Annotated in this window: 18 protein-coding genes; 12 read left to right on the forward strand and 6 right to left on the reverse strand. The window is 38.5% G+C overall.

What is annotated here, in order from left to right; genetic code table 11:
- Window positions 1-20: 20 nt before the first annotated feature.
- Both I5435_RS00875 and I5435_RS00880 read right to left on the reverse strand, forming a co-directional pair.
- Window positions 21-1,733, reverse strand: coding sequence for a GMC family oxidoreductase (locus tag I5435_RS00875; protein ID WP_025218366.1), 1,713 nt, complete (start codon window positions 1,731-1,733; stop codon window positions 21-23).
- A gap of 18 nt (window positions 1,734-1,751) precedes the next feature.
- Complete coding sequence (locus I5435_RS00880) at window positions 1,752-2,495, reverse strand: gluconate 2-dehydrogenase subunit 3 family protein (RefSeq protein WP_337983075.1); 744 nt, start codon at window positions 2,493-2,495, stop codon at window positions 1,752-1,754.
- 321 nt (window positions 2,496-2,816) lie between these two features.
- Between I5435_RS00880 and I5435_RS00885 the strand changes: the two genes are divergently transcribed.
- The 3 genes from I5435_RS00885 to I5435_RS00895 all read left to right on the forward strand — a co-directional run bounded on the left by I5435_RS00885 (window position 2,817) and on the right by I5435_RS00895 (window position 8,948).
- A complete protein-coding gene (locus tag I5435_RS00885) occupies window positions 2,817-4,829 on the forward strand; it encodes a methyl-accepting chemotaxis protein (RefSeq protein WP_337983076.1) in 2,013 nt (670 codons plus the stop codon).
- 213 nt (window positions 4,830-5,042) lie between these two features.
- Entirely contained in the window at window positions 5,043-6,464 is a 1,422-nt protein-coding gene (locus I5435_RS00890; RefSeq protein ID WP_337983077.1) for an Ig-like domain-containing protein, read from the forward strand.
- Between the two features lie 81 nt (window positions 6,465-6,545).
- Window positions 6,546-8,948: an immunoglobulin-like domain-containing protein gene (locus I5435_RS00895; protein ID WP_337983078.1), complete on the forward strand. Its 2,403-nt coding sequence runs from the start codon at window positions 6,546-6,548 to the stop codon at window positions 8,946-8,948.
- Between the two features lie 72 nt (window positions 8,949-9,020).
- Here the strand turns inward: I5435_RS00895 and I5435_RS00900 are convergent, their stop codons facing one another.
- On the reverse strand, window positions 9,021-10,205 hold the full coding sequence (locus I5435_RS00900) for an alanyl-tRNA editing protein (protein ID WP_337983079.1): 1,185 nt from the start codon (window positions 10,203-10,205) through the stop codon (window positions 9,021-9,023).
- Between the two features lie 206 nt (window positions 10,206-10,411).
- Here I5435_RS00900 and I5435_RS00905 point away from each other — a divergent pair, with 206 nt between their 5' ends.
- From I5435_RS00905 to I5435_RS00930, 6 genes are all read left to right on the forward strand, one after another.
- Complete coding sequence (locus I5435_RS00905) at window positions 10,412-10,699, forward strand: DUF6509 family protein (protein ID WP_024360765.1); 288 nt, start codon at window positions 10,412-10,414, stop codon at window positions 10,697-10,699.
- 203 nt (window positions 10,700-10,902) lie between these two features.
- Complete coding sequence (locus I5435_RS00910) at window positions 10,903-12,237, forward strand: FAD-dependent oxidoreductase (protein WP_337983080.1); 1,335 nt, start codon at window positions 10,903-10,905, stop codon at window positions 12,235-12,237.
- A gap of 25 nt (window positions 12,238-12,262) precedes the next feature.
- Window positions 12,263-12,652, forward strand: coding sequence for a hypothetical protein (locus I5435_RS00915; RefSeq protein WP_337983081.1), 390 nt, complete (start codon window positions 12,263-12,265; stop codon window positions 12,650-12,652).
- A gap of 137 nt (window positions 12,653-12,789) precedes the next feature.
- Window positions 12,790-13,557 (forward strand): ABC transporter ATP-binding protein, encoded by a 768-nt coding sequence (locus I5435_RS00920; RefSeq protein WP_024360763.1) that lies wholly within the window; start codon window positions 12,790-12,792, stop codon window positions 13,555-13,557.
- On the forward strand, window positions 13,544-15,412 hold the full coding sequence (locus tag I5435_RS00925) for an FtsX-like permease family protein (protein WP_337983082.1): 1,869 nt from the start codon (window positions 13,544-13,546) through the stop codon (window positions 15,410-15,412). Before I5435_RS00920 ends, I5435_RS00925 begins: the two co-directional genes overlap by 14 nt.
- Window position 15,413: 1 nt before the next feature.
- On the forward strand, window positions 15,414-15,773 hold the full coding sequence (locus I5435_RS00930; protein ID WP_024360761.1) for a YxeA family protein: 360 nt from the start codon (window positions 15,414-15,416) through the stop codon (window positions 15,771-15,773).
- 54 nt (window positions 15,774-15,827) lie between these two features.
- Here I5435_RS00930 and I5435_RS00935 read toward each other — a convergent pair whose 3' ends face one another.
- Complete coding sequence (locus I5435_RS00935) at window positions 15,828-17,201, reverse strand: sensor histidine kinase (protein ID WP_337983083.1); 1,374 nt, start codon at window positions 17,199-17,201, stop codon at window positions 15,828-15,830.
- Window positions 17,198-17,917, reverse strand: coding sequence for a response regulator transcription factor (locus tag I5435_RS00940; RefSeq protein WP_024360759.1), 720 nt, complete (start codon window positions 17,915-17,917; stop codon window positions 17,198-17,200). The genes I5435_RS00935 and I5435_RS00940 overlap by 4 nt, the downstream gene beginning before the upstream one ends.
- Window positions 17,918-18,360: 443 nt before the next feature.
- Here I5435_RS00940 and I5435_RS00945 point away from each other — a divergent pair, with 443 nt between their 5' ends.
- The 3 genes from I5435_RS00945 to I5435_RS00955 all read left to right on the forward strand — a co-directional run bounded on the left by I5435_RS00945 (window position 18,361) and on the right by I5435_RS00955 (window position 22,411).
- Window positions 18,361-19,704 (forward strand): acetamidase/formamidase family protein, encoded by a 1,344-nt coding sequence (locus I5435_RS00945; protein ID WP_402834685.1) that lies wholly within the window; start codon window positions 18,361-18,363, stop codon window positions 19,702-19,704.
- A gap of 230 nt (window positions 19,705-19,934) precedes the next feature.
- Window positions 19,935-20,489, forward strand: a complete 555-nt coding sequence (locus I5435_RS00950) for an HPP family protein (RefSeq protein ID WP_024360757.1) — start codon at window positions 19,935-19,937, stop codon at window positions 20,487-20,489.
- A gap of 446 nt (window positions 20,490-20,935) precedes the next feature.
- Window positions 20,936-22,411: a hypothetical protein gene (locus I5435_RS00955; RefSeq protein WP_337983084.1), complete on the forward strand. Its 1,476-nt coding sequence runs from the start codon at window positions 20,936-20,938 to the stop codon at window positions 22,409-22,411.
- Between the two features lie 88 nt (window positions 22,412-22,499).
- Here the strand turns inward: I5435_RS00955 and I5435_RS00960 are convergent, their stop codons facing one another.
- Entirely contained in the window at window positions 22,500-23,684 is a 1,185-nt protein-coding gene (locus tag I5435_RS00960; RefSeq protein ID WP_024360755.1) for a CaiB/BaiF CoA transferase family protein, read from the reverse strand.
- Between the last annotated feature and the right edge of the window lie 499 nt (window positions 23,685-24,183).

A 24,183-nucleotide genomic window follows, 5' to 3' on the forward strand; every position in this document is an offset into this window, starting at 1 on the left:
CTATAGTAAAGATAGCTGCCCTACACTAAAGAACCACCTGATTTGCTATATTTCACAACACCTTCTGCACAACGATAAGCTAGTGCGCCGAGGGTACCAGTTGGATTATAGCCACTATTATGAGCAAAGCTTCCAGCACTTATAGCAAAAAGATTTTCTACATCCCAATGTTGTAAATAGTTGTTCACAACGCCCTTATCTGGTGTTGAGCTCATAACTGTCCCACCTGTATTGTGTGTCGTTTGATAAGGGACGATGTTATAATCTGTAATTTCTGCATTAGGTACAATCGTTTTGGCACCCATTTCTTTCATAATGTCCGCAGCGCGAGCTGAAATAAATTTATGCAGTGCACGATCTTGATCAGTAAAGTTGTAGGTTAATTGTACGAGCGGTAACCCATACGCATCTTTGTAATTGGAATCAAGAGACAAATAATTTTCTTTATGTGGCATAGAGGCCCCTTGAGCACCAATACCAAACGAACGTGTATAGTAATGAATAGACTGCTTTTTAAATTCGGGTCCCCATGTTGGCGTATCAGGAGGGGTTGGGTTAGAGCTAATAGGACGTGTGCCTGTTTGAGTAAGCGCTATATTGCCACCGTGGATAAAATCTAATTCACTATGGTCAAAGTTATCCCCATTGTAATCATCTATACTCATCCCAAGAGACCCTGCACCCATGAAAGTGTTGTATTGTTCATCAAAGAATCCACTAGCACCAGGTAATATTTGATAACAATAGTTTCGGCCTAATGTTCCTTTCCCTGTTGTTGGATCATATGGTTGACCAATATTAGAAACCATTAACAGCTTAGCGTTGTTGAAGACATAGCTTGTTAATACGACAATATTCGCAGGCTGTATAAACTCCTCACCAGATACCGTGTCGATATATCTTACGCCGGTTGCCTTGTTACCCTGTTTTAAAATTTCTACAACGTTAGAGTTAAAGCGCAAATCGAAATTTCCTGTTTTTAAAGCAGTAGGTACTACGGTAATTTCCGCGGAAGATTTTGCCCCATATTCACAACCGAAACGTTCACAGAAGCCACAATATTGACAAGCATTAATTGTTTCACCATCAGGATTTTTATAGACTTCTGAGATGTTGGCAGAAGGAACCATATAAGGTGATAATTTTAGATTTTTCGTTGCTTTCTCAAATTGTTGTAGCATAGGCGTCATTTTCATAGGAGGTGTTGGATAGGCACTTGAGCGTTTACCTGCAAACGGATTTTTATCATCCCCTGAAATGCCGAGTGTTTTTTCAAATTTATCAAAATAGGGTTCTAATTGATCGTAGTTTAGTGCCCAATCCTGCAATAGATAGTCAGGCCCTAATTTATTTGCCCCATAACGCTCGTCTGTCATTGTTTTAATCTGAAAGTCATACGGTAAAAAGCGGAATGTCATACCATTCCAGTGCGTCCCAGCCCCTCCAAGCCCCTCACCTAATAAAAAGGAACCGAGTTGACGCATCGGTAAAGCTTGCATCTTTCGATTATTACGAAAAGTAACTGTTTCCTTTGAAAGATTTTGCATTAAATCATAGCGAATTGCGTAGCGGTATTCATCATGAATACTTAAAAAATCTTCAGTGCCACGCTTCTGACCACGTTCTAAACCAACGACCTTTAATCCAGCTTTCGAGCACTCAGCAGCGACAATGCCACCTGTCCACCCAACACCTACTGTTACAACGTCTACACTTGGTAATGTTGTTGCCATTTATAAACCCCCCTTAGATTAGTGATTGCCTAATTGATTTGGTTCAATTTTTTTGAACTTAGGATCTTCAATCATTGTGATATAAGCCATTTGATGACCAGGGAAGCCTTTCATACGCCAACCCTCCATATCTCGGTTCCCACCGTATAAAGGATCTGAATATGCACCTTCTAAAGTAGCGGCACGTAATAGTGCAAAAAAGAACGCGGAAGTTACACCACTCATTTGGATGTCACCTTTTTGAAAAGCTGTTAATATTTCATCCATTTGCTTGCCCTCTAAATCATTAAAGCTTTTTTTGAAGCGACTTTGAGCTTCCGTTTCCATTTTGGCAATGCCTTGTTTAAAAATTTCAGCGCGTGTTAAGCGACTTTGATAGCCTTGTGTAGGAGAGCCTTCACCAAAAGGTCCCTGCATATATTCTTTGGAATTACTGCCATATTGTCCGGCTAACTGATGATCTATGAAGTAAGGTACATCTAAATCAATTGCACCAGGTCCTAAATCATCCTTAGGAAAAATACGTTCAGTAGCATTCGATAAAATTTTAAAATCGCGTTCGTTCATGAAAAACATTTTTGCTTTAGGTGAACCGGCAGCTTCATTTGTCGTCCCATTACCATGCTCTAATGTAGAAGTGCCTTTACCGTTGATGTTATAGCCAACAAGACCACCAATTAATCCACCACCGACTAATGTACCAGCTGCAATACCTGTTGTTTTTAAAAAATCACGACGTGAGACATTCTTATCTGCACTCATATAAAATACACCCCTCCAAAGTAAACAGATTGTGTTCTATTTTTTATAATCAACAAAAAAAGCAAATTATAATCAAATTACCATGGAAAAAGTTTTAATTTTATCCATTAAAACAATCTATTTAATAACGATTTAGGAAGTGTATGGATAAAATGTATTAGACTATAAGCACTATGAGTATGATGATAAATACAATTTTAGACAATTTTTATTCTTATTGGAAAACTTTTATTGACTTCTAGTTATAGTGACCTTACTCTTGAGGAAGAAGGGCAAAAAATTACAAAAATTAAAATGATAATGAAAAATAAATTTGGAGAAATGAGCAAAGAGAATATGTGGATTAAAGGTATTGGTGGTAAATTAGTTATAGCAATTATCGCTTTAGTATTTGTTACATGTGGTACCCTTGGTTTTTCTACATGGATGAATAGTACAAAAGCAGTTGAAGAACAGGTTGAATCGAATTTGATAGCGAGAGCAGCAGATGTATCAAAATATATAGAGGAGCACTTTCAGCTAGCTTTAGTGGAAGTGGAGGCTATTGCGGAACAAGCAGTTATCCGTGGTATGGACTTTGAGGAGCAAAAAACCTATTTAACAAAGCGTATGGATGATAGTAAAAATTATCTAGGCTTTGGCATTATCACATCTGATGGCGTAGCCCATTATTTAGATAATACAACAGCAGATTTAGGTGATCGAGATTATATAAAGGAAGGGTTTACAGGCAAGACAGTAATGTCAGAAATCACGATTAGTCGTGTCACAGGTGAACCAGTTATATTAATCGTAGCACCAATCGATACTGTGACAGGTGAAAAAGCATTATTGTTAGCGCGTATAGATGGTTATTATTTATCTAACATTGTTGAAGACATTCAAGTTGGAGAAAATGGTTATGCCCTTATGTTAGATGCAAAAGGTACCGTTATTGGACATAAGAACCATGCCCTTGTGAAAGAGCAAGTGAATGCAATTTCTGCCGCAGAAGAATCTGGCGAAATAACAGGGGAATCGTTAGCTGCAAAAGAAATGATTCGGAATACAAATGGCTATTTCTCTTTCGATACAAAGGAACAAGGTACAAGTTTAATGGGGTATCATACGTTAGATAATGGTTGGAAAATGGGGGTCGTCGCACTAGAGGATGAAATGCTAGCAGGGCTTTCACAATTGAAGACAAACTTTATTATAATGACGATTATCGTCTCTATCTTAGGAATGTTTATTTCGTTTGCGATATCGAAATCTGTAAGCAAACCGCTTCGCCACGTACTTCGTATTAGTGAAGGATTGTCAGAGGGAGATTTTACACAAGAAATCCCAGCTAAATATTTGAAGCGCATTGATGAAATGGGGACAATGGTGCGGGCTTTAGATAAAATGGCAGATAATATGCGAGATATGATATCGCAAGCTGGTAAAGAAGCGACTGCGGTAAATGAAACCTCTTGTGAGTTAATGGGAGATGTAATTGCTGTCACTAAACATTCCGAGCAAATCGCACTTGCAATAGGTGAGGTAGATCGTGGCGCACAAAGTCAAACGGCAATGGCGGAGGAAAGTGCCTCAGCGATGGAACAAATGGCACTTGGTATTCAAAACTTTGCTGAAGTTGCTTCAACGATAGCTACGAATACGGATTTTATTTCCGAGAAAATAAGTGAAAGTAACGGAGCAGTCCAGCAATCGATTAGCCGTATGGATGAAATACAACGTGGAACAGCTATAGAACTGGACATTATCCATAAGCTTGAACAGGAATCGAAAGAAATAGAGCTAATTTCTAAAATGATTACGGATATTTCAGACCAAACAAACCTATTAGCATTAAACGCTTCAATTGAAGCTGCACGTGCAGGAGATGCAGGAAAAGGCTTTGCCGTAGTCGCAGAGGAGGTAAGAAAACTTTCGGAGCAAACAGCTGGCTCTGCTGCTCAAATTAATATATTAATTGATAGAGTACAGGCACACACATTAGAGGTTGTAAAAGCAGCAGAAAATGGCGAAGAGAATGTAGCGCGAGGTCTAGTAGCAATTGAAGCAGTAGGAGAGCGCTTTGAAGAGATAGTTCAAGCTGTCGGTGAAATAGCAGGTCAAATTGAGGAAATGAATGCTTCCGCAGAACAAATGTCAGCTAATACGGAAGAGGTTTCTGCCTCTATGGAAGAAATGGCGGCAACTGCCCATGCAGCAAGTGATTATGTAGCGGAAGTGAAAAATGCTACTGCCGAGCAAATGAACACGGTAGAGGCAATGAACAAGCAAACTGTAAAAATGTCGGACATGGCAAACCGTCTACATGGAGCCATCCAAAAATTTAAATTATAAAATACATGTTAAAGCTGTCCAAAGTGATTTGGACAGCTTATTTTTTTATGAATTGAAAGGATTTACACACTGGATTGGAGAGAAATTGGAGAGTTTCGATTGATATAATCAGTCAGGACATCTATACATTTTTAGATGTTTTAACGTTTTTAAGGGTTACATAACAAGCATTATCAAAAGAAAAACAATTACATTATTAGAGGAGGCTTCGTGTTGGATATTAAAGTAAATACGAGAAAAATTTTAGTAACGCTCTGTTTAATGTTGGTCATTTCTACTATTCTTAGTTTCTCTACTTATGCGGCTTCTAACAATCAATCGCCCATTGTTGTAGCATCTGAGAGAATCCCAAAGCAAACTATTACGCTGGGACAACCGCAAAAGGTGATTGACTTAAGTAAGGTTTTCTATGATGCCGATGGAGACACATTAACTTATAAGGTGGTGCCATCTCCTTTTGGAATTGTTGCGACACAAGTTACCGGCGACCAACTTATTATTGAAGGGGTAGCACCTGGCAATACAAGAATAAAAGTAACTGCAGATGATGGGAAGGTAGGACGAGCTATGACCAGCTTCGAAGTGGAGGTTTTACTTCAAGCCAATACAGATCCCGTAGTAGCAGAGGCTCTTACAAATCAAACATTAGCTGTTAATAGCGCGGATAGTACTATTGATATTAGCAATGTATTTACAGATGCAGATAATGATGTTTTAACATTGAGTGCCGTATCGAATGATACAGACATAGCTACTGTTAGTTTGAATGGCACAATTTTGAGCATTTCACCCCAAAAAGTTGGTGCAGCTACGATTACTTTAACGGCTACTGATGGCAATGGGGGCACTATTTCAACAAACTTTACAGTAACAGTTACAGCAGCTTCTTCTAATCATGCGCCAGTCGTAGCGAAAACGATTAAAGATCAACGAGGAAATGAAAATGGAGTTATTTGGAATATAGAACTGAACGATGTATTTACCGACGAAGATCAAGATGCCTTAACATTAAGTGTGAATTCAAGTAATGAGGCAGTTGCTGCTGTTACTTTAAATGGGACTACTCTCTCACTACAACCGAAAGCAATCGGAACAAGCAGGATTATGGTAACTGCTAGTGATGGTAATGGTGGACAAGTGTCAACAATCTTTATAGTAACTATTGAAGCACCGACATTTTTTATATCTGATTTTTTACAAGGTGGGAGCGGTAGAGATGTCATCCAACTATCTAATCCTAATTTGTTTGAAGAAACTGTAGGATATGAAATTGTACTCCATCAGTATAATCCAACAGCTAGCACTCGCAATGTTGAGAGAGTAGAGATTTTTAGAGCAAATAATGCAAATTACATCATAATTAATGAAATATTTTATGATTTTTTTGATCTAACAAATGCGACATATTATAATACAGAGTTCCATGTTGAAAATGGTAGTTATATTGTAGCAATCGCTTTAGAGCGCAATGGCCAAATCGTCGATTTACTAGGAGATCCAACTTCGACAACTGCTCTTTTACCGAATAATGGTGGTCTTGCACGATATAGCAGATTCCAATCAGGGTCTTCTATCTTTGAAAGCTCTGAATGGAGACAGTTACAGCCTGGTGATTATTCTACTATTAATAAATAAAGCGAACTAATAAGTGTTTTATATTTTGATCAGAAATGGGTGAGTCGTATTCGATACAAAAAAAATAAAGGATCAAGCTTATTGCTCATTTTAATTGCATTGGCGCTATGCTTAGCGCCAATGTCTAACGCCTCAGCAGCACAAAATGACTTAGGTTCTTTTAATAATGCTAGTAATATAGAGGATATGAAATCCGCAATGCTTAGTGATTGGAATGTATTACACTATACATCTGGTGCACATCAATTGTATTTGAATTTCAAATTAGCGGATCAGAACGAATTAGCCAATTGGATGATAGAGAAGCGTCCACAAGCTGGTTATAATTCAATTACTCTATTAAGACAGACCTATTTAAATGCTCTCATAGCTCGTTCATTATTAATAAATGTCAATAGTGCTGTTGATGCTTTTGAGTTATGGACAGTATTTGAAGAAGAAACACAGTTGGACTTGAGTGACTACAATTTGTTAACTACGGAAGAACAAGATGAAGTGTGTAAACAATTGCTTCAAGTTCGACCTACTGAAGGTTTTGATAAAATTGAAATGTTACAAACTGAAATCAATACCATACTTTATCAAGTGCTGTCGAATAAAGTGCAAAACGATAAAAGTTCCTTGGCAGTGATATATAGCGCAGGGGATTCAGCAACATCAGTCACACAAAAAATTACATTACCGACTGTAGGTATGAATGGCACAACAATTAGTTGGTCATCCAATATGTCTGACATTATAGCGAATGATGGTAAGGTGACTCGACCGACTGCAATGCAGGGTAATCAATCTGTAGTGTTAACGGCGACCATTTCAAAAGGAAATGTAACAGAATCGAAAACATTCACAATTATTGTGAAAGCTTTATCAAATTCTTCAAATGCGAATTTGAAAAATTTAACGATTTCAAGCGGTACATTAAGCCCTGCTTTTAACAAAGATATAAAAACATATACAGCGAAAGTTTCTGCTGGAGTAGATAGTGTCATCATTACACCGACTGTAGAAGATAGCAAATCCACAGTGACTGTAAACGGAACACTCGCTACACAGTCTGTAAAACTAGCTACAGGTTTAAATACAATTTCTGTGATAGTAACGGCGGTTGATGGAGCGTATCAGCTCTACACAATTTTAATATCAAAGGAAGCGCCTCCTGCTACAAGTGATAGTAACAATAGCTCTGACACACCAAGCACAACGCCGACACCAGATCCGGCACCGTCAGATGCAGCAATTATTATCGTCAATGGTGAAGAGATGTCACTTGGTAAGGCTATAAAATCGACAGTTAATAATCAGAAGGTAATTACACTACTGGCGGATTCAGCCAAACTTCAAGAAAAGCTACAAACTACAGGTAATAACGCTATCATAACGATTCCTATTAGTGACACCAATGCAGACATGATGATCGGTGAGCTAAATGGTGAAATCGTGAAAACTATGGAGAATAAGCAGGCAACAATTGTCGTCCAAACACCGACAGCCTCTTATAAATTACCTGCCCAACAAATTAATATTGATGCTATCTCGCAACAATTAGGCGCAACAGTTGCACTAAAAGATATTAAAATTCGTATAGAGTTTTCTAAAGTAACGGCAGAAGCAGCACAAATAGTAGATACTGCCGCAAATGAACAGAATTTCTCTTTAGTGACAAAGCCAATTGACTTTAAAGTGACTTATTCATTTGGAAACACTACAGGTGAAATTAGTAAATTTAACACCTATATAGAACGTACAATTGCACTTCCAAACGATACGGATTTAAGCAAAATCACAACAGCTGTTGTGGTGAGACCAGATGGCACAACTTACCACGTGCCAACGAAAGTTGTTCAAAAAGAAGGAAAGCACTATGCAGTAATCAATAGTTTAACAAATAGTTTATATACGGTCGTATGGCATCCTGTTGCATTTAATGATGTAACAACCCATTGGGCAAAGGATAGCATTAATAATCTTGGCTCTCGCTTCATTATTGATGGAACGAGTCAGGGTGTATTTGAACCAAATAAAGATATTACACGTTCGCAATTTGTCGCAATAATGGTGCGCGGTTTAGGGTTGAAGCCAAGTGAAGGTACAATAAAATATAGCGACGTTGCACAAGATGCATGGTACGCACACTATTTAAATACAGCTACAGAATATAATCTTATTCAAGGTTATGGTAACGGCAAATTTGGACCAAATGATAAAATAACACGTCAGCAAGCGATGACTATTTTAGCCAGAGCGTTGTCCCTAACGAATATCAATACAAGTATCACAGAGGATGAAATTAATTCAATTTTAGCCCCATTTAGTGACAATCAACAAATAGCTGATGATGCAAAACGTTACATTGCCCTATCGGTGAAAACAGGTCTTGTTACAGGAAGAAGCAATCAAATGATAGCCCCAGCAGATAATATTACACGTGCAGAGGTTGCGGTAATAATCGAGCGCTTCCTAAAAACTTCAAAGTTAATTGATTAAAAAAATTAAGCCATTATACAACAAGCCTCGCATAGCAGTTTTGCTGTGCGAGGCTTGTTACTGTATATAGATTTATTGTAGCGCTTCTTGCATAGCAGTGAGCAGTTGTTCGCAAGCAATAATACGCTCACCACCGCCTTGCCCCATTTGATCGCTACCACCGCCTTTACCATTAATACATGGTAAAACGTTTGTAGCAAGCTCTTTCATGCTGGTGTCTACTTGTGTACCGCGAGCAGCTACAAATTGTAATTTATCTTCATTTTCTGAAACAAGTAGGGCAATCACATCAGCACGTTCAGCGACAATAAAACGGGCTAATTTTTGGAGCTCTTGTATCGTGCGATTATGAAAAGCAATAGCGATAATATGTGTATCACTAGCAGCTAATGCTTTTGCCTCATAGGTAAGCAATTCCTCTCTTGCCGCTACAAGCGCTTTTTCTGTCGCTTTTTGGCTTGCTAAAAGCTTTGTAAGGGCAGTTGCTGCTTCGGTTTCTGGCACACTTAACTGTCTAGCCACGTCCGCCAGTACGGTCTTGCGCATCGCTAGCTCTGCTAAAACTCTCCCTCCGCATACAAAGGAGACCCGTACATTGCCTTTCATTTTTTCTGTTCCTAGAATTTTAATTGCGCTAACTTGCCCTGTAGATGTCGGGTGTGTTCCACCGCAGCCATTGTAGTCGAAATCAGGGATGATGACTAAACGAATAGCTCCTGTGACAGCTACCTCTTTACGCAAGTTATAGTCAGCAAGTTGCTGTTCGGTAATCCATTTTGTTTCTATTGGACGGTTTTCTAAAATAATAGCATTTGCCCGAGCTTCAGCTGCCGCAAGCTGTTCATTTGATAATGAGTCTACAGCAATATCTATTGTAACTTGCTCACTACCGAGGTGAAAGCTTACGGTTGGTGCATCAAAAAGTTCGACAAATGCTGCTGTTAAAATATGCTGTCCAGCGTGCTGTTGCATATGATCAAATCTGCGCTTCCAGTTCAATTTGCCATGTACTTCGCCAGAAAGAGTGGAAGCTTCACCCTCGATATAGTGGCGTATTTCATCGTCAATCTTTTCGACATCGATTACGTTAGTATTGTTTAAAGTACCTGTATCATGTGGTTGACCACCGCCGGTAGGGTAAAAGGCGGTATTAGAAAGCACAACGTACTGGCGTCCATCCGGCTCACTACCGGTACGTACAACCGTTGCTGTAAACTCTTGTTGCATAGCGTCTTGATAATATAGTAGCTCTTTCATTAAAAAGCCTCCTTTATGTAATAGGTATGTAGCTTGCCAAGCGTTAACTGTTAGCTCATTTTGATTGCTGAAAAATAGCATACGGCTAAAAGTTTTATTTTATTGTGTCATAATTGCATGAAGGTGTATACAGGTTTTCTAGTTGACCCATGCTGAAATTGATTTATTATAGAAAAGAATAGGTAAAGATAAAGGAGCTAGTATAAATGGATATTACACAATTCTCGATGGAAGAAATTTTAGATCCGACGAATATTATTGAAGGTAAACGTTTTGAATTTATTTTAGATGTGGACATTGACGAAGAGGATGAGCTATACCATGAAGCAGGTATTGAAATTCGTGTTTTAATTGGTGAAAAAGAAGGAGCTCCATTTATTTTAAATTATTTCATTATGGAGAAGGCAGAGGGAGAGTATTTAGACTTTGCACTGGAAGATGATGAATTAGAAGAAATTTTAACGTTCTGCAAAGAAGAGATCACAAAAGCTTAAGTACGTAAAACGGGTAGAGAAAAACAATTGTTTTTCTTTACCTGTTTTTTGTCACGATAAATTAGAAAATGGTAGTACTGGAAACGTGCATTTGTATTTCGCTTTTTGTTAACATTGATTTAAAGTCGCTGTGTGAGGCGGAATGTGTCCTCTATATATGAACCAGTATATAGAATTAGGATATGAATAAGGGGGTTTGTAGGATGAAGTTCGTAATTATTGGGGGAGATGCGGCGGGAATGTCAGCCGCTATGGAGATTTATAGAAATGTACCAGGGGCAGAAATTACCTCTTTAGAGCGTGGATTTATTTATTCATATGGACAATGTGGATTGCCTTATGTAGTAGATGGTCGGATTTCATCGACAAAGCGCCTAATCGCGCGAGATGTGGAGACATTCCGTGATAAATATGGTATTGATGCACGCGTTGGACATGAGGTCGAACGCATCGATGTTGAAAACCAGCTTGTTATGGGTACGCAATTTTCAGGCGAACCATTCGAAATTGCTTATGATAAGCTTCTTATCGCTACTGGAGCGGATCCGATAATGCCAGTAAAGAAAGGTGCAGAATTAGCTGGTATTCATAAAATTAAAACAATACCTGGATTAGAAGAATTACTGGCCGATTTATCGTCAAATATCGAACAGGTGACCATTCTTGGTGGAGGCTATATCGGACTTGAAATGGCCGAAACGATTCATGCATGTAATAAAAAAGTTCGACTGATACAACGAGGTAGTCAAGTTGCCAATATTTTAGATGAAGAACTAGCAAAGCATGTTCATGATGAGGCGAAAAAGCAAGGAATAGAGCTTCTATTAAATACGAATGTTGAAGGCTTTGAAGGCTCTTCACGAGTTGAACGAATCATTACAAATAATGGCGTGTTAGAGACGGATTTAGTAATTGTCGCTGCTGGCATAAAACCGAACACACAATTTTTAGATGGGACAAACATTGCACTAGCTAAAAATGGAGCCATCGTTGTTAACCGCCATTTAGAGACGTCGGTTGAGAATATCTATGCGGCTGGAGATTGTGCAACCCATTTTCATATTGTAAAGGAACGCTTAGATTATGTACCTCTTGGAACGACAGCAAATAAGCAGGGGCGCTTAGCTGGACTGAATATGTCTGGAAAGTTTGCACCGTTTCGGGGCATTGTTGGCACCTCTATAATGAAATTCTTTGATTTGACAATCGCTACTACAGGCATCAATGAAAACACTGCCAAAAAGCTTGGGTTCGATTACGAGGCATATAAACTCTCAGCACGTCATATTGCAGGCTACTACCCAGGCGCACAACGGATGTATATTAAAATTGTTGTGCAAAAGAGAGATCAGCAACTATTAGGGGCACAAATCGTTGGACCTGCTGGTGTAGATAAACGTATTGATGTCTTTGCTACCGCTTTATACAATAAAATGACATTACCGGACTTACTCGATTTAGATTTAGCATATGCCCCACCTTTCAATGGGGTATGGGATCCTTTACAACAAGCTGCAAGAATGAATGGACGGATCTAGTGAATAGTTAGTTAGCAATGAAGGTGTGAATGCCCGCGAAATAGAGGGTGATACCCGCGGAAAAGGTATGAATACCCGCGAAATAGAGGGTGATACCCGCGGAAAAGGTATGAATACCCGCGAAATAGAGGGTGATACCCGCGGAAAAGGTATGAATACCCGCGAAATAGAGGGTGATACCCGCGGAAAAGGTATGAATACCCGCGAAATAGAGGGTGATACCCGCGGAAAAGGTATGAATACCCGCGAAATAGAGGGTGATACCCGCGGAAAAGGTATGAATACCCGCGAAATAGAGGGTGATACCCGCGGAAAAGGTATGAATACCCGCGAAATACAGAGTGATACCCGCGGAAAAAGTATGAATACCCGCGAAGTAGAGAGAAATATCCGCGAACAGATGAATACAACGTAAACAAAACAAAGGATTCATGCACATTTTGTGTATGAATCCTTTGTTTGTAATGGATAAAGTTAAGGTTGCTGTAAGCTTGCGACAATTTTGCTGTAAGTTTGGGGTCGTATACTGTAATCAGAAAGAGGTGAGCGTATATGACGCCATTATTAAAAGTAGAAAATGTAGGTAAAACGTATGGCAAAGGCGCGAATACATTTACAGCGCTAGCAAATATAACATTTGAAGTAGCGCAAGGTGAGTTCGTCGGTGTAATGGGACCTTCTGGTGCAGGGAAATCGACGCTTTTAAATGTTTTAGCAACCATTGATACGCCAACAACGGGCGATATTGTAATAGGTAATACAAATTTAGCGCATATGAAAGATACGCAATTAGCAGATTTTCGTCGTGATAATTTAGGGTTTATCTTCCAAGATTATAATTTGCTCGATTCATTAACCGTGCGCGAAAATATTGTACTACCACTTGCCATTGCAAAGGTGCCACAGAAGGAAATTGCTATACGGGTAGAGCGTATTGCACAGTTATTTGGCATTAGTGAGCTACTTGAAAAATATCCTTACCAAATTTCAGGTGGTCAAAAGCAAAGAACAGCATCATCTCGTGCATTAGTAACAGCACCGAAGCTTATTTTCGCTGATGAACCAACAGGAGCACTCGATTCAAAATCAGCGACAGATTTACTCGAAAGTTTAAGTGATTTAAATCAATCCCATGCGGCAACCATCATGATGGTTACACACGATGCGTTTGCAGCAAGCTTCTGTCAGCGCATTCTCTTTATCCAAGATGGGCAGCTTTCCAAGGAAATTCATCGTGGGATACAAACGAGAAAGCAGTTTTTCCAGGAGATATTACAGGTGCTTGCAGGCATCGGAGGTGGAGTAAATGACGTTATTTAGCTTGGCGCGCAAAAATATTCAGCGCAATTTGTCGAATTATTTTTTATACATCGCTTCGATGGTGTTTAGTATCGTCATTTACTTTACATTTGTCACGTTAAAATACAATGATGAGCTTGCGGCTTCAACAAATATGTCGCAACAAATTAAAGGACTAATGAGTGCATCGTCGATTGTACTGTTATTTTTCATTGTGATTTTTATCGCGTATTCCAATTCGTTTTTTATGAAGAAGCGGAAAAAAGAAGTGGCACTCTATTCACTATTAGGTGTACGTAAGCAAAAAATAGGATTAATGCTCTTTTTTGAGAATTTAGTTATTGGGCTTTTATCATTGATTTTAGGCATTGTACTAGGCTTTTTTATGTCAAAGGTGCTAGTAACAATTTTAGTGCGACTGATGGGCTATCAAGTCGTAGCAAATTTAACATTTACACCGGAAGCAGTGCTTCAAACAGCAGGGATTTTTGCGGTGCTATTCTTATTTACGTCCTTACAGGGCTACAGAGTTATCTACCAATTTAAATTAATCGACTTGTTTCATGCAGAGAAGCAAGGGGAGAAAATTCCCCGTGCATCCCTTTTGGCAGCAATACTGGGCACAGTGTTTATTGGATTTAGTTATTACACAGCCTCTACAGATATTTTCACAAGCTCTATTTGGAAATTATTCTCGATTCTTGGTACGCCACTTCTAGTAATAGGTTTGACAATTGCAGGGACATACTTATTGTTTCATAGTGTCAGCGTGTTCGTGTTGACGGCGCTAAAAAACGCTACATCTTGGTCGTGGAGAGGGTTAAATTTAATAGGTGTTTCACAGCTATTGTATCGTATACGTGCAAATGCTAAATCGTTGTCTATCATCGCCATTCTAAGTGCTACAACGATTACCGCAGGTGGTGGTGTTTTTGGAATGTACTACAATACCGAAGCAACGGTGCGTCATATGTTACCAAACACATTTATGTGGAAAGGTGAAGCAGTAGAGTTTGACCAACAAAACGTTTTATACAATGAAACGATTGATGTCAAAAATTTACGTGTCGATAATGAATTTGCTTTTTTTGAATATACATTATTGAAGGAATCCGATTACAATCGTTTAGCGACATTACAGGGGACAAATCGTGAACTGCATATAGCAGATGGTTCAGCTATTTTACTAGATGTTAATTTTGATGAACGTTTTTCACATAACTTTACGGGTGAAAACTTTAAATTGCAGAGTGGGGAATCCTTTTATATCGACAAAATGTACACAGATAGTGTGCTAAACTTTATGTCAGCTGGTACGGTGCTTGTCGTAAACGACCAAGTTTTTGCTGCGACCAATGCCGAAGCGGTAACCATGCAGCTTATTGCTATGGATGATGATTTAAAGCAGCAAAGTGTGTCTAAAGAAATTTATGAACAACTATCAACTGAGCAACAAGAATGGTTTTCAAGTGTTCCTCAAAGCTATGAGGATAGTTTAGGTACAGTCGGCTCATTATTATTTGTAGGCAGTTTTTTAGGGCTTGTATTTTTAGCCGCTACTGGCAGTATTATTTACTTTAAAGTGTTAACAGAGGCAGAAGAAGATCAGGCGAAGTATGCAGTATTAAATAAAATCGGTGTGAATAGTAAGCAAATATTGAAGACAGTCGCAGGACAGGTTGCTGTTATATTTAGCGCACCACTTGTGGTCGGTATCGTACACAGTGCTTTCGCGCTACTAGCGTTTTCACAATTATTTAATATGGATATAACGAAGCCTGTACTATTATGGATGATTGCTTATTCAATCATTTACGGCTTGTATTATCTCTTTACTGTACGGTCGTTTTATAAAATTGTGAGACAGGGGAATTAATATGAAAAAGATGTTTATTAGTATAGGAGCACTGTTTATTCTGTTTGTGGCAGGTCTAATTGTACTTATGACCGTAGACTTTAATCGTTTAAATAAAGATACTTACTATGTGCATATTACCTCAGATGGGGAATTGGAAGAATATAAGGCTGATGATGGACAAATACTCCAAACGTATTGGTATGAGCTACCGGCATTTAAAGAAAACGGAGAAGAGATGACATTGAAATTTTCTGCACAAAAAAATCTGCGTCTGGACGCCTATTTAAAGCTTTACGTGAAAAAGGAAAATGAAGTGACATCTTATGATGAAATACAATTTGATGATATGCCAGCAAAAGTGCAGGCTCAAATGAAATAATAAAGAGGAGCAGTCCATAAAGAATGGGGGTTGCTCCTTTTACATTTTGATTGTTTATAATTGAATAGTTACTGTAGTTCCTTTTTGCTCTTCAGATAGGATGGTTACGGTTCCTTCGTGAGCTTCAATAATATCTCGTGCAATTGCAGTTCCCAGTCCAGTACCTTGTATTTGCTCAGTATTGGTTCCACGGTAATAGCGCTCAAAAATATGGGCTAAATCTTCGGCACTTATGCCCCGACCATTATCGGCTATAGTAATGGTGTTCGTATCAACCGTTACATGTACGTTTACATCGGGAGGATTATGCAGCAATGCATTATATAAAAAATTCACTACAGCCCGTCGCATAAAATGTTCATCTATAGAATGTAGAATAACCTCTGCTGTAGCATCAAAGTCGATATTTGCTTGCTCATAGGGAGGTGTATTGAGTGTGTCAATGACAATTTCGCGCATAAACTGTACCATATTCACTTCCGTTAAAGTTAGCGGAAGTTGCTGATGTCTAAGTCGCATTGTTAAATTTAAATCATCTAGTAATTCTTGCATATGCAAAGACTGCTTTTCAATAATTTGGGCATATTCCGTTCGATCGCTTGGCGATAAGTTCCGATCATTTAGTAACTCTGCATAACCCCGAATGGATGCAAGTGGCGTCTTCATATCGTGCGAGACGTTACTAATCCACTCCTCACGCATCATCTCTAAACGCTTGCGTTCTTGCTCATGGGCAGCCAACTCGCTCGATACTTCACTTAAATTTTCAAATACTGGACGATACAGACCTTTTGGCACTTTTATAGGTAAATGTTTGTGATTTTTTAAATGCTGAATGCGTTCAATCATGGCGTAAAGGGGCTTAGTGAGCGTGCGACCGAATAACCAACCAACAAGCGTTGCAACTAGTAAATCCGCAATAATGATAAGCAAGCCATACTTTCCGATAAGTTGTAATGTAGATGCGCCTGAAAGATGAACCACGTATCTTGAAACGCCACTGCCTTTAATACCGATTAAATAGTTAATGTTATCTTTACTTCCTACATAAACTGTTGTATCAACATCGAATTCTTTATATTTATAAACTTGAATTAAATCAATAGGCGCATAATGAGAAAGTGCCTCTTGAGGTTCAAAATAAGCATCCGTCACTTGGCCATTTACATCAAGCAATTGAATCCAAGCATTTCGTTGGTGTAATTGTTGAAGCCCTTCTTTACTGACAGAAGGAAGCCCATTGCTCACATCAATATACTGCTGGAACTCGCGTACAAAAATTTCCTCGGTATCTGCGGTAGCATCATTAAATTTGTTAAATTGCTGATAGAGAATTAGTCCAAATAATATGGCAGTATTAACAAAAATAACGATGATGACAATCGATAAGATGGAAAGTAAAAAGCGTGCTGTTAAGCGCCATTTCATCGTTGTAACTCTTTTGGCACAACTAATTTATAGCCAAGCCCTTTAACAGTTGTAATAAAAACCGGTTTAGATGGATCCACTTCAATCTTTTCACGAAGACGACGTATGTGCACCATAACTGTATTGTCTGATCCAAAGAAATCCTCGCTCCATACACGTTCAAATAATGTTTCCTTGCTTAAAATACGGTTAGGATTATGCATAAAACAAGCCATTAAACCAATCTCCTTAGCCGTTAACTCTAATAAAGTACCGTCTTTATGTACTTCTGTTTCATCACTATTGAGCACGAATGGTCCAACTTGAATCGCCTTTGCAACAGGTAATGGCGTCTCCTGTATTTGATAGCCGGCTCGACGTAGCTGAGCCTTTACACGATAAGCAACTTCTTTAGGGCTAAAAGGTTTTGTAATATAATCGTCACCACCAATAGCGAGCCCTAATATTTTATCGATTTCTTCATTTTTGGCTGATAAGAACAGCACTGGGATATGCGAAACTTCACGAATACGACGGCACAAATCATAGCCTTCACCGTCTGGAAGCATGACATCAAGGAGCACAATGTCGGGGGTTGTTTGTTGAAAGCTTATCCAAGCTTTTTCAATGGAGTCAGCTGTATGAATTTGTTTATAGCCTTCTTTTAGGAGACTGACCTTTAGAAGATTGGCTAAATCAGCTTCATCTTCTACAATTAATATGGTTGGTTCTGCCATCGGATGCTTACACCCTTTCTATTTTTAGTTTAAATAAAGGTCTTGTTGTTAAATATTACTTCTTTATCAGCCTTATTATAAATGAAAGTGAGACAAAGACGAAGCACGATGGATGGAGCAACAAGTAACAACTACGCTGTTAACCAGCACCGCTCATACTTCGACATAATAATTGTAAATTTAGTGTAGTTTTACTCGTATTTGCAGGAACTATCGAACTCGCTGTCGAAATGAATGGTATACGCAGTGATGCGTAGCTATCAAGTAAACGCAATAAGCTTTATTTAAATGAAGTCTTCTCACATAGTAGATTTGTTCTTGAATAACTAATAATAATGGCTCTCTGCTCGTATAAGTGGAGAGCTATCTTTTACCCTTGTGTAGACTACATAAAATAATTTTTTGGATTGGGAGAGTGAATAAACATGATTTCTGATTTACAAATGCATGAAAAAGCTAATCAACCAGAAAATGACGAAAGTGTTCAGCAGCCTAAAGCTGTGGAAACATTGTTTGTGAATGATTTCATAGACGGTATTTTAGATCCACAGCAAAAAATGCTTGGTCCTGTCAAAAATGGTGGCACAATTATTGCCAATACGACACCAGGGTGTTGGGGGCCGATGTTAACGCCAACCATTCGTGGTGGACACGAAGTAACAAAGCCGGTCTTTGTAGAAGGTGCCGAAGTAGGCGATGCAATTGTTATCACAATAAAATCTATACAGGTAACATCACTTGCGACTGCATCTGGGCATGACGAGGCAATAATTGACCGTTTTATCGGTGATCCGTTCGTATCAGTAAAATGTCCCGGCTGTGGTAAACTTCATCCAGCTACTGTAGTGGATGGTATTGGACCGCATGCAATACGCTGTTCAACTTGTGATACTGAAACTGCGCCATTTAAAATGACAAATGGTTATACAATGGCACTAGACCAAAAGGGGAATATCGGTTTAACCGTAGGGCGAGAGGGTGCTCGACGTATTGCATTGGATGCAAAAAATTATATGCGCACGCCTGAAAATTCTGTGCAAAACCCTGTCGTTGCTCTTGCACCAAGTGACTTAATCGGCGTTATGGCAAGAATGCGACCATTTTTAGGTCAGCTAGGGACAACGCCTTCAAAGGCGATGCCAGATTCTCATAATGCCGGTGATTTTGGTTCATTTTTAATAGGAGCTCCACATGAATATGCATTTACGCAAGCAGAATTGGATACTCACCGAACAGATGGGCACATGGATATTAGCCGTGTTCGTGAGGGGGCTACAATTATTTGCCCTGTAAAAGTACCAGGTGGTGGCGTGTACATTGGTGATATGCATGCCATGCAAGGAGACGGTGAAATTGCTGGACATACAACAGATGTCGCAGGAATCGTACAACTACAGGTAAGTGTATTGAAAAAAGTAGCACTTGAAGGCCCGATATTATTACCAAATGAAGAAGATCTTCCATACACAGCAAAGCCTTTTTCAAAAGAAGAAAAACGTAGAGCCCGCGAACTTGCGGAGGAATTTGGGGTCAAACAGGTGGAAGAAGTGTTCCCTGTTTCGATAGTGGGTACAGGTACAACATTAAATGATGCGACAACTAATGCAATTAGCAGAGCCGCAAAGCTATTTGAAATGACTGAGCCAGAAGTAATGAATCGTGCAACCATTACGGGTTCCATAGAAATCGGCCGCCATCCAGGTGTCGTTACGGCAACATTCCAAGTTCCGAAGACGGTGCTAAAAAAAGCACGAATATACAAACCGATTAAAAAGCAATATGATTAAAAACAAGTAAACATGAAAACTCTTACCATAAAAACGATATTTTAAATACCTCGGCACGAGCCCAATGTATGCATACATTGGGCTCGTGCTTTACTATTTTAACTTTTCAGCATTGTCAAAAATATGAAGTTCTGAAATTGAAATCTTATTTTTAGCTGATATAATAGAAAAAGCTTCTACATGTATAGACGATGACAATTCATATAAAGTTGATTTCTAGGATGGTGACTATGGCCGATTTCGTACGTTTACAAGAAAAAGATGTAAAAAATCATCGTTTAAAAGCATATTTAGCTAAGATGAGTGGAGGTGGACATGCTCCTTCTAGAACTAATTTCGCTGATGCGTTAACAGGTGCTGCTGGTGGTTTACTATGTATCTTTGTATTACTTTGTTTAACAAACTATACAGGGACACCGTGGTTAATGGCATCACTTGGGGGGAGCTGTGTACTGGTATTTGTCGTATGGAATGCGCCGCTGTCACAACCTCGAAATATTATAGGTGGGCATATGATTTCAGCTTTTATCGGCGTGGCGATGTATTCATTGTTAGGATCGAGCGTTATTTCGATTAGCCTTGCAGTCGGCTTGACTATTTTCTGTATGGCACTTGCTGGGGTAATACATCCACCGGCAGGAGCAAACCCGATTATCATTATTTTAGGCGGCTACGGCTGGAGCTATTTAATAATGCCAGTATTCATAGGGGCAGTGATTATTGTCATTTTTGGCTTGCTAATTAATAATTTACGACAAACGAGAAAGTACCCACAATTTTGGTAAACAAATTTTTTTGAAAAATTTTTATTAAAGTGTGTAACTATTTTGTTTCGTTGTCCGTCTACTGTCTAGGAAGTAAAGTATGAACTGATTTTGGAAACAGTTTACACTTTAAATATTTAATAAATGGACGCTGCCATAAAATAGCGTCAGCAATGAGCCGTCTGAGACAATGCACTGGGCTACCAACTTAAGAGCAGTTGTCAGATGCGCTCATTTGCCTTAGTATGTAAAGTAATGAGCTTTGTAAGTATATATAGCTAATTAGAGCTAAAGTGTTTGTCTTGATGAACACTTTAGCTCTTTTGTCTGTGCTTATTCATAACTTATTAGCATATCTTGGATAGGATTTGTTATATTGAAGAAAGAATAAAAATAATTTAAAAACGAATTATACCATGATAGGGGAAGATCTTTGTTGCGTGAAATTGATGGGGGGCTCTGGTTGTATGCTGTTGGATTGTGATGAGCAATTATTCATAACATATAGACAAAGTGGCGAAAACGGAGCCGAAAAGTTACTTTCAAAATGGGCAGAGGCTGAGGTCACAGCACAAGCTGATCCTAAAATATTAGGTTCTGCTTTATCACCACAATTATTTTTAGTGAATGAAGAAGCGGCGATGAACATTGCATTTTCGACAGCTCGAAAATATTGGGGACGTGTTTCTTCGACGTTACAACTTTTTTTCACTAAGCAGGGCCTGGATACAAAATATGTGAATGACCGACTGAATGCCTTTTTTTACACTCAAAAAGGGAAGGAAATCTTTTTTGACCAACTTTTTGCCCAGCATACAATGGATTTGGAGCGTTTAGTCTGGCTTGTGTTTGGCAAGCGATGGCAGGTACAGTTGCCAGAAGATGACTTACAAACGATATATTTATATAAATTTGAAAATGATTATTTTGTGCATATGATTTATAAAGAAGATCATTTATTTTGGCATTGGCTGTTTATGAAAAAAGTTTATTCACTGCTTATCCACAAACCATTAGAACAATTCACATTTATTTATGAAATTATGGGACATTTTGAACAATCTTCAGCAATTACTTATACACATGTGAATAACTTTGTGCATAATTACAGAAAAAATCTGGATAAGTGTATAACTTATGTGGATAAATGCAATTCTTCCTGTTTAGCGAAAAAACAGTTACGTCTTTATCAAATTGTGACCCACTATCGTTTGTCAGAGGGGCAATATCAACATATTAAAGATTTAATTACTTCATTTGAGGCTGATTGGCGTTATTCTATGTATGCATTAACGGAGAAAGAAAAGGTCTTAATTGCCTATATTTTATTGCATATAGCACATCAAGAGCGAGATTATGACAATGTTCTTCATTATGGTGAATATTTATTAGAAGATGAACGGCTTAATAACTACGCAATCGAAATTTTGCTAGAATATAAGGATTTACTGCCAAATCGAAAGCCAACACCGCCGGCCATTATTAAAAATTATCATCTTAATTATTTAGAAAATTTGTATGCGGTATTGCTAGATACGTATGTCAGAATGGAACGTTACGAAGAGGGGCTACTGCTCTTAAAAGAACATGTACTGGCATCCAATAAAAAAATAAACGCCGTATTGGTACAGCAAGACTACAGTAAAGAGCAATTAATCGCTCTTGAGGCATCTGTGCAAAAGGATATTGCCCTTCATGTTAATAACTCATTACAACATATTGGACTATCTGTGGAAGAATGGCGCCAACATTATCGTCAACCTGATAGCTCGTATTATTTAGTCGCTCAAAGCGCTTCATTGCATATGATTAATATACTCAAAATTCTTTTTGTTACGGAACAATTTGAGCTATTTGAGAAATTAATCGAAGTATATAAAAAATATTTACTTGTTGAAGACCATTTCGAACAATTACGGATATTTATTAGTGCGTATGTGTAATAGACAAAAGAGTGTCCACTGAAGTCAAACAATGACTTACTTGGACACTCATTTTAATTTTTTAAATTGTTTGCGTGCCTGACACTACTTACTCTAAAACTCCTTTTTCTTGAAGTGCGTTGATTTGTTCAGCACTATAGCCAAGTGATGTCAGTACTTCTTCGTTATGTTCACCAAGCTTTGCGCCAACATGCTTGTAAGCTGGATTGACGCCATCAAATTTAAAAGCAGATGCAATTTGTTTTTGCGTCGTACCATCGTTTTTCGGAATCTCCACAATCATGCCACGAGCTTGTAACTGTGGATGCTCGCATGCTTCTGGAAAAGTTAACACTGGCTCGACACAACCTTCAAAATCTTCATTAAAGACTTCAAGCCATTCGTTGTAGGTTTTCGATAAAAAGGCATCATGCACAGCCTCTTTAAAGCGAATTTGTGTATAGTACGAATCATTAAACGTATTATCGATTAGTTCAGGAATATCTAGTGCTTCACAGAGCAACCTACGAAACTGTGGCTCAAGACTGCCCACGGAGAAAAATCGACCATCCTTTGTTTTATAAAAATCATAGTAGCTACCTCCATTTAAAATTTCTTGTTCGGGTTGCGGTACACGACCGCCGCCGATATAGGCAGAGCCATACATTGCATTAAGAGAAAATACCGCATCGGTCATACTAATATCCACAAACTGACCTTCTCCAGTTTTTTCACGGTGCAGTGCAGCAGCAAGTACCCCGATGGCAGCATGCATCGTACCGCCAGCAATATCTGCTAGCTGAATCCCCATAGAAACGGGCTTTTTGTCTTTATGACGAGAGTAATCGAGCACCCCTGCTAATGCCAAATAATTATTATCATGCCCAGGTCGGTTGCTATACGGACCCGTTTGACCATAGCCTGTAATCGCACAATAAATCAATTTTGGATTCACTTCTTTTAACGTTTCATAGCCGATACCAAGTCTTTGCATAACCCCTGGTCGAAAACCTTCAATGATAACGTCATATTCTTGTACGAGTGTCTTTACAATATCTATAGCCTCAGGCGCTTTCAAATTTAATGTAAGAGACTTTTTAGAACGATTCAAGTGTTGATGAATATATGCCTCATGATCTTCATCATAGGGAGGCATAATACGCGTTAAGTCAACGCGTTTGGAGGATTCTACATGAATAACCTCCGCACCTAGGTCAGCAAAAATCATTGTCGCCATTGGCCCTGGTAGTAATGCAGAAAAATCGAGAATTTTTAACCCCTTTAAAATACCCAAATCTTCCAACCCCTTTTTGTGTAGGCTACAATGCAGTCGTTTAACATGCATTGGTAGCGCTTTTCTCATTATCCCCATAGTGTGAAAAGCAAGCTTTATACCACTCTGTATTAATACAGATTTTATTTATTTTAATCAGTATTATAACAGATGAACGATTAGATTGACTATGTTAATTTTCATTATAAATTAATTTATCAGAAAATTATATGTCAGAATAACAATAAAAGTAAAAAAATTTAGAATTTAGATGGTGGAGGACGTGCGAAGGGAGTGAAAGCTGGTAGAAATGCTGATACGGGTGAGTAAATCACTGATAGAATTTTCATAAAAATGATGTTTACATTTTTTATTTTAGGGTACTTGATTAATGTGACGAATAGTTGGGTAAGCTTAAGTATAAGTCATCCTTGTGTGACACACGCTTATTATGAAATTGATATGTAAATTCGGGACACATCTCTTGATCAAACTTGACAGGACTTAAGGTTATCCCCCT

This window comes from Lysinibacillus sp. C5.1 (assembly GCF_016350185.1).
Taxonomy (GTDB): Bacteria; Bacillota; Bacilli; order Bacillales_A; family Planococcaceae; genus Lysinibacillus; species Lysinibacillus sphaericus.

Excerpts from the sequence above, each read along its gene's own strand:
- I5435_RS00875 (WP_025218366.1), bottom strand. The coding sequence starts at position 1,733 with ATGGCAACAACATTACCAAGTGTAGACGTTGTAACAGTAGGTGTTGGG.
- I5435_RS00880 (WP_337983075.1), bottom strand. The coding sequence starts at position 2,495 with ATGAGTGCAGATAAGAATGTCTCACGTCGTGATTTTTTAAAAACAACA.
- I5435_RS00885 (WP_337983076.1), top strand. The coding sequence starts at position 2,817 with ATGAGCAAAGAGAATATGTGGATTAAAGGTATTGGTGGTAAATTAGTT.
- I5435_RS00900 (WP_337983079.1), bottom strand. The coding sequence starts at position 10,205 with ATGAAAGAGCTACTATATTATCAAGACGCTATGCAACAAGAGTTTACA.
- I5435_RS00905 (WP_024360765.1), top strand. The coding sequence starts at position 10,412 with ATGGATATTACACAATTCTCGATGGAAGAAATTTTAGATCCGACGAAT.
- I5435_RS00910 (WP_337983080.1), top strand. The coding sequence starts at position 10,903 with ATGAAGTTCGTAATTATTGGGGGAGATGCGGCGGGAATGTCAGCCGCT.
- I5435_RS00920 (WP_024360763.1), top strand. The coding sequence starts at position 12,790 with ATGACGCCATTATTAAAAGTAGAAAATGTAGGTAAAACGTATGGCAAA.
- I5435_RS00925 (WP_337983082.1), top strand. The coding sequence starts at position 13,544 with ATGACGTTATTTAGCTTGGCGCGCAAAAATATTCAGCGCAATTTGTCG.
- I5435_RS00930 (WP_024360761.1), top strand. The coding sequence starts at position 15,414 with ATGAAAAAGATGTTTATTAGTATAGGAGCACTGTTTATTCTGTTTGTG.
- I5435_RS00935 (WP_337983083.1), bottom strand. The coding sequence starts at position 17,201 with ATGAAATGGCGCTTAACAGCACGCTTTTTACTTTCCATCTTATCGATT.
- I5435_RS00940 (WP_024360759.1), bottom strand. The coding sequence starts at position 17,917 with ATGGCAGAACCAACCATATTAATTGTAGAAGATGAAGCTGATTTAGCC.
- I5435_RS00945 (WP_402834685.1), top strand. The coding sequence starts at position 18,361 with ATGCATGAAAAAGCTAATCAACCAGAAAATGACGAAAGTGTTCAGCAG.
- I5435_RS00950 (WP_024360757.1), top strand. The coding sequence starts at position 19,935 with ATGGCCGATTTCGTACGTTTACAAGAAAAAGATGTAAAAAATCATCGT.
- I5435_RS00955 (WP_337983084.1), top strand. The coding sequence starts at position 20,936 with ATGCTGTTGGATTGTGATGAGCAATTATTCATAACATATAGACAAAGT.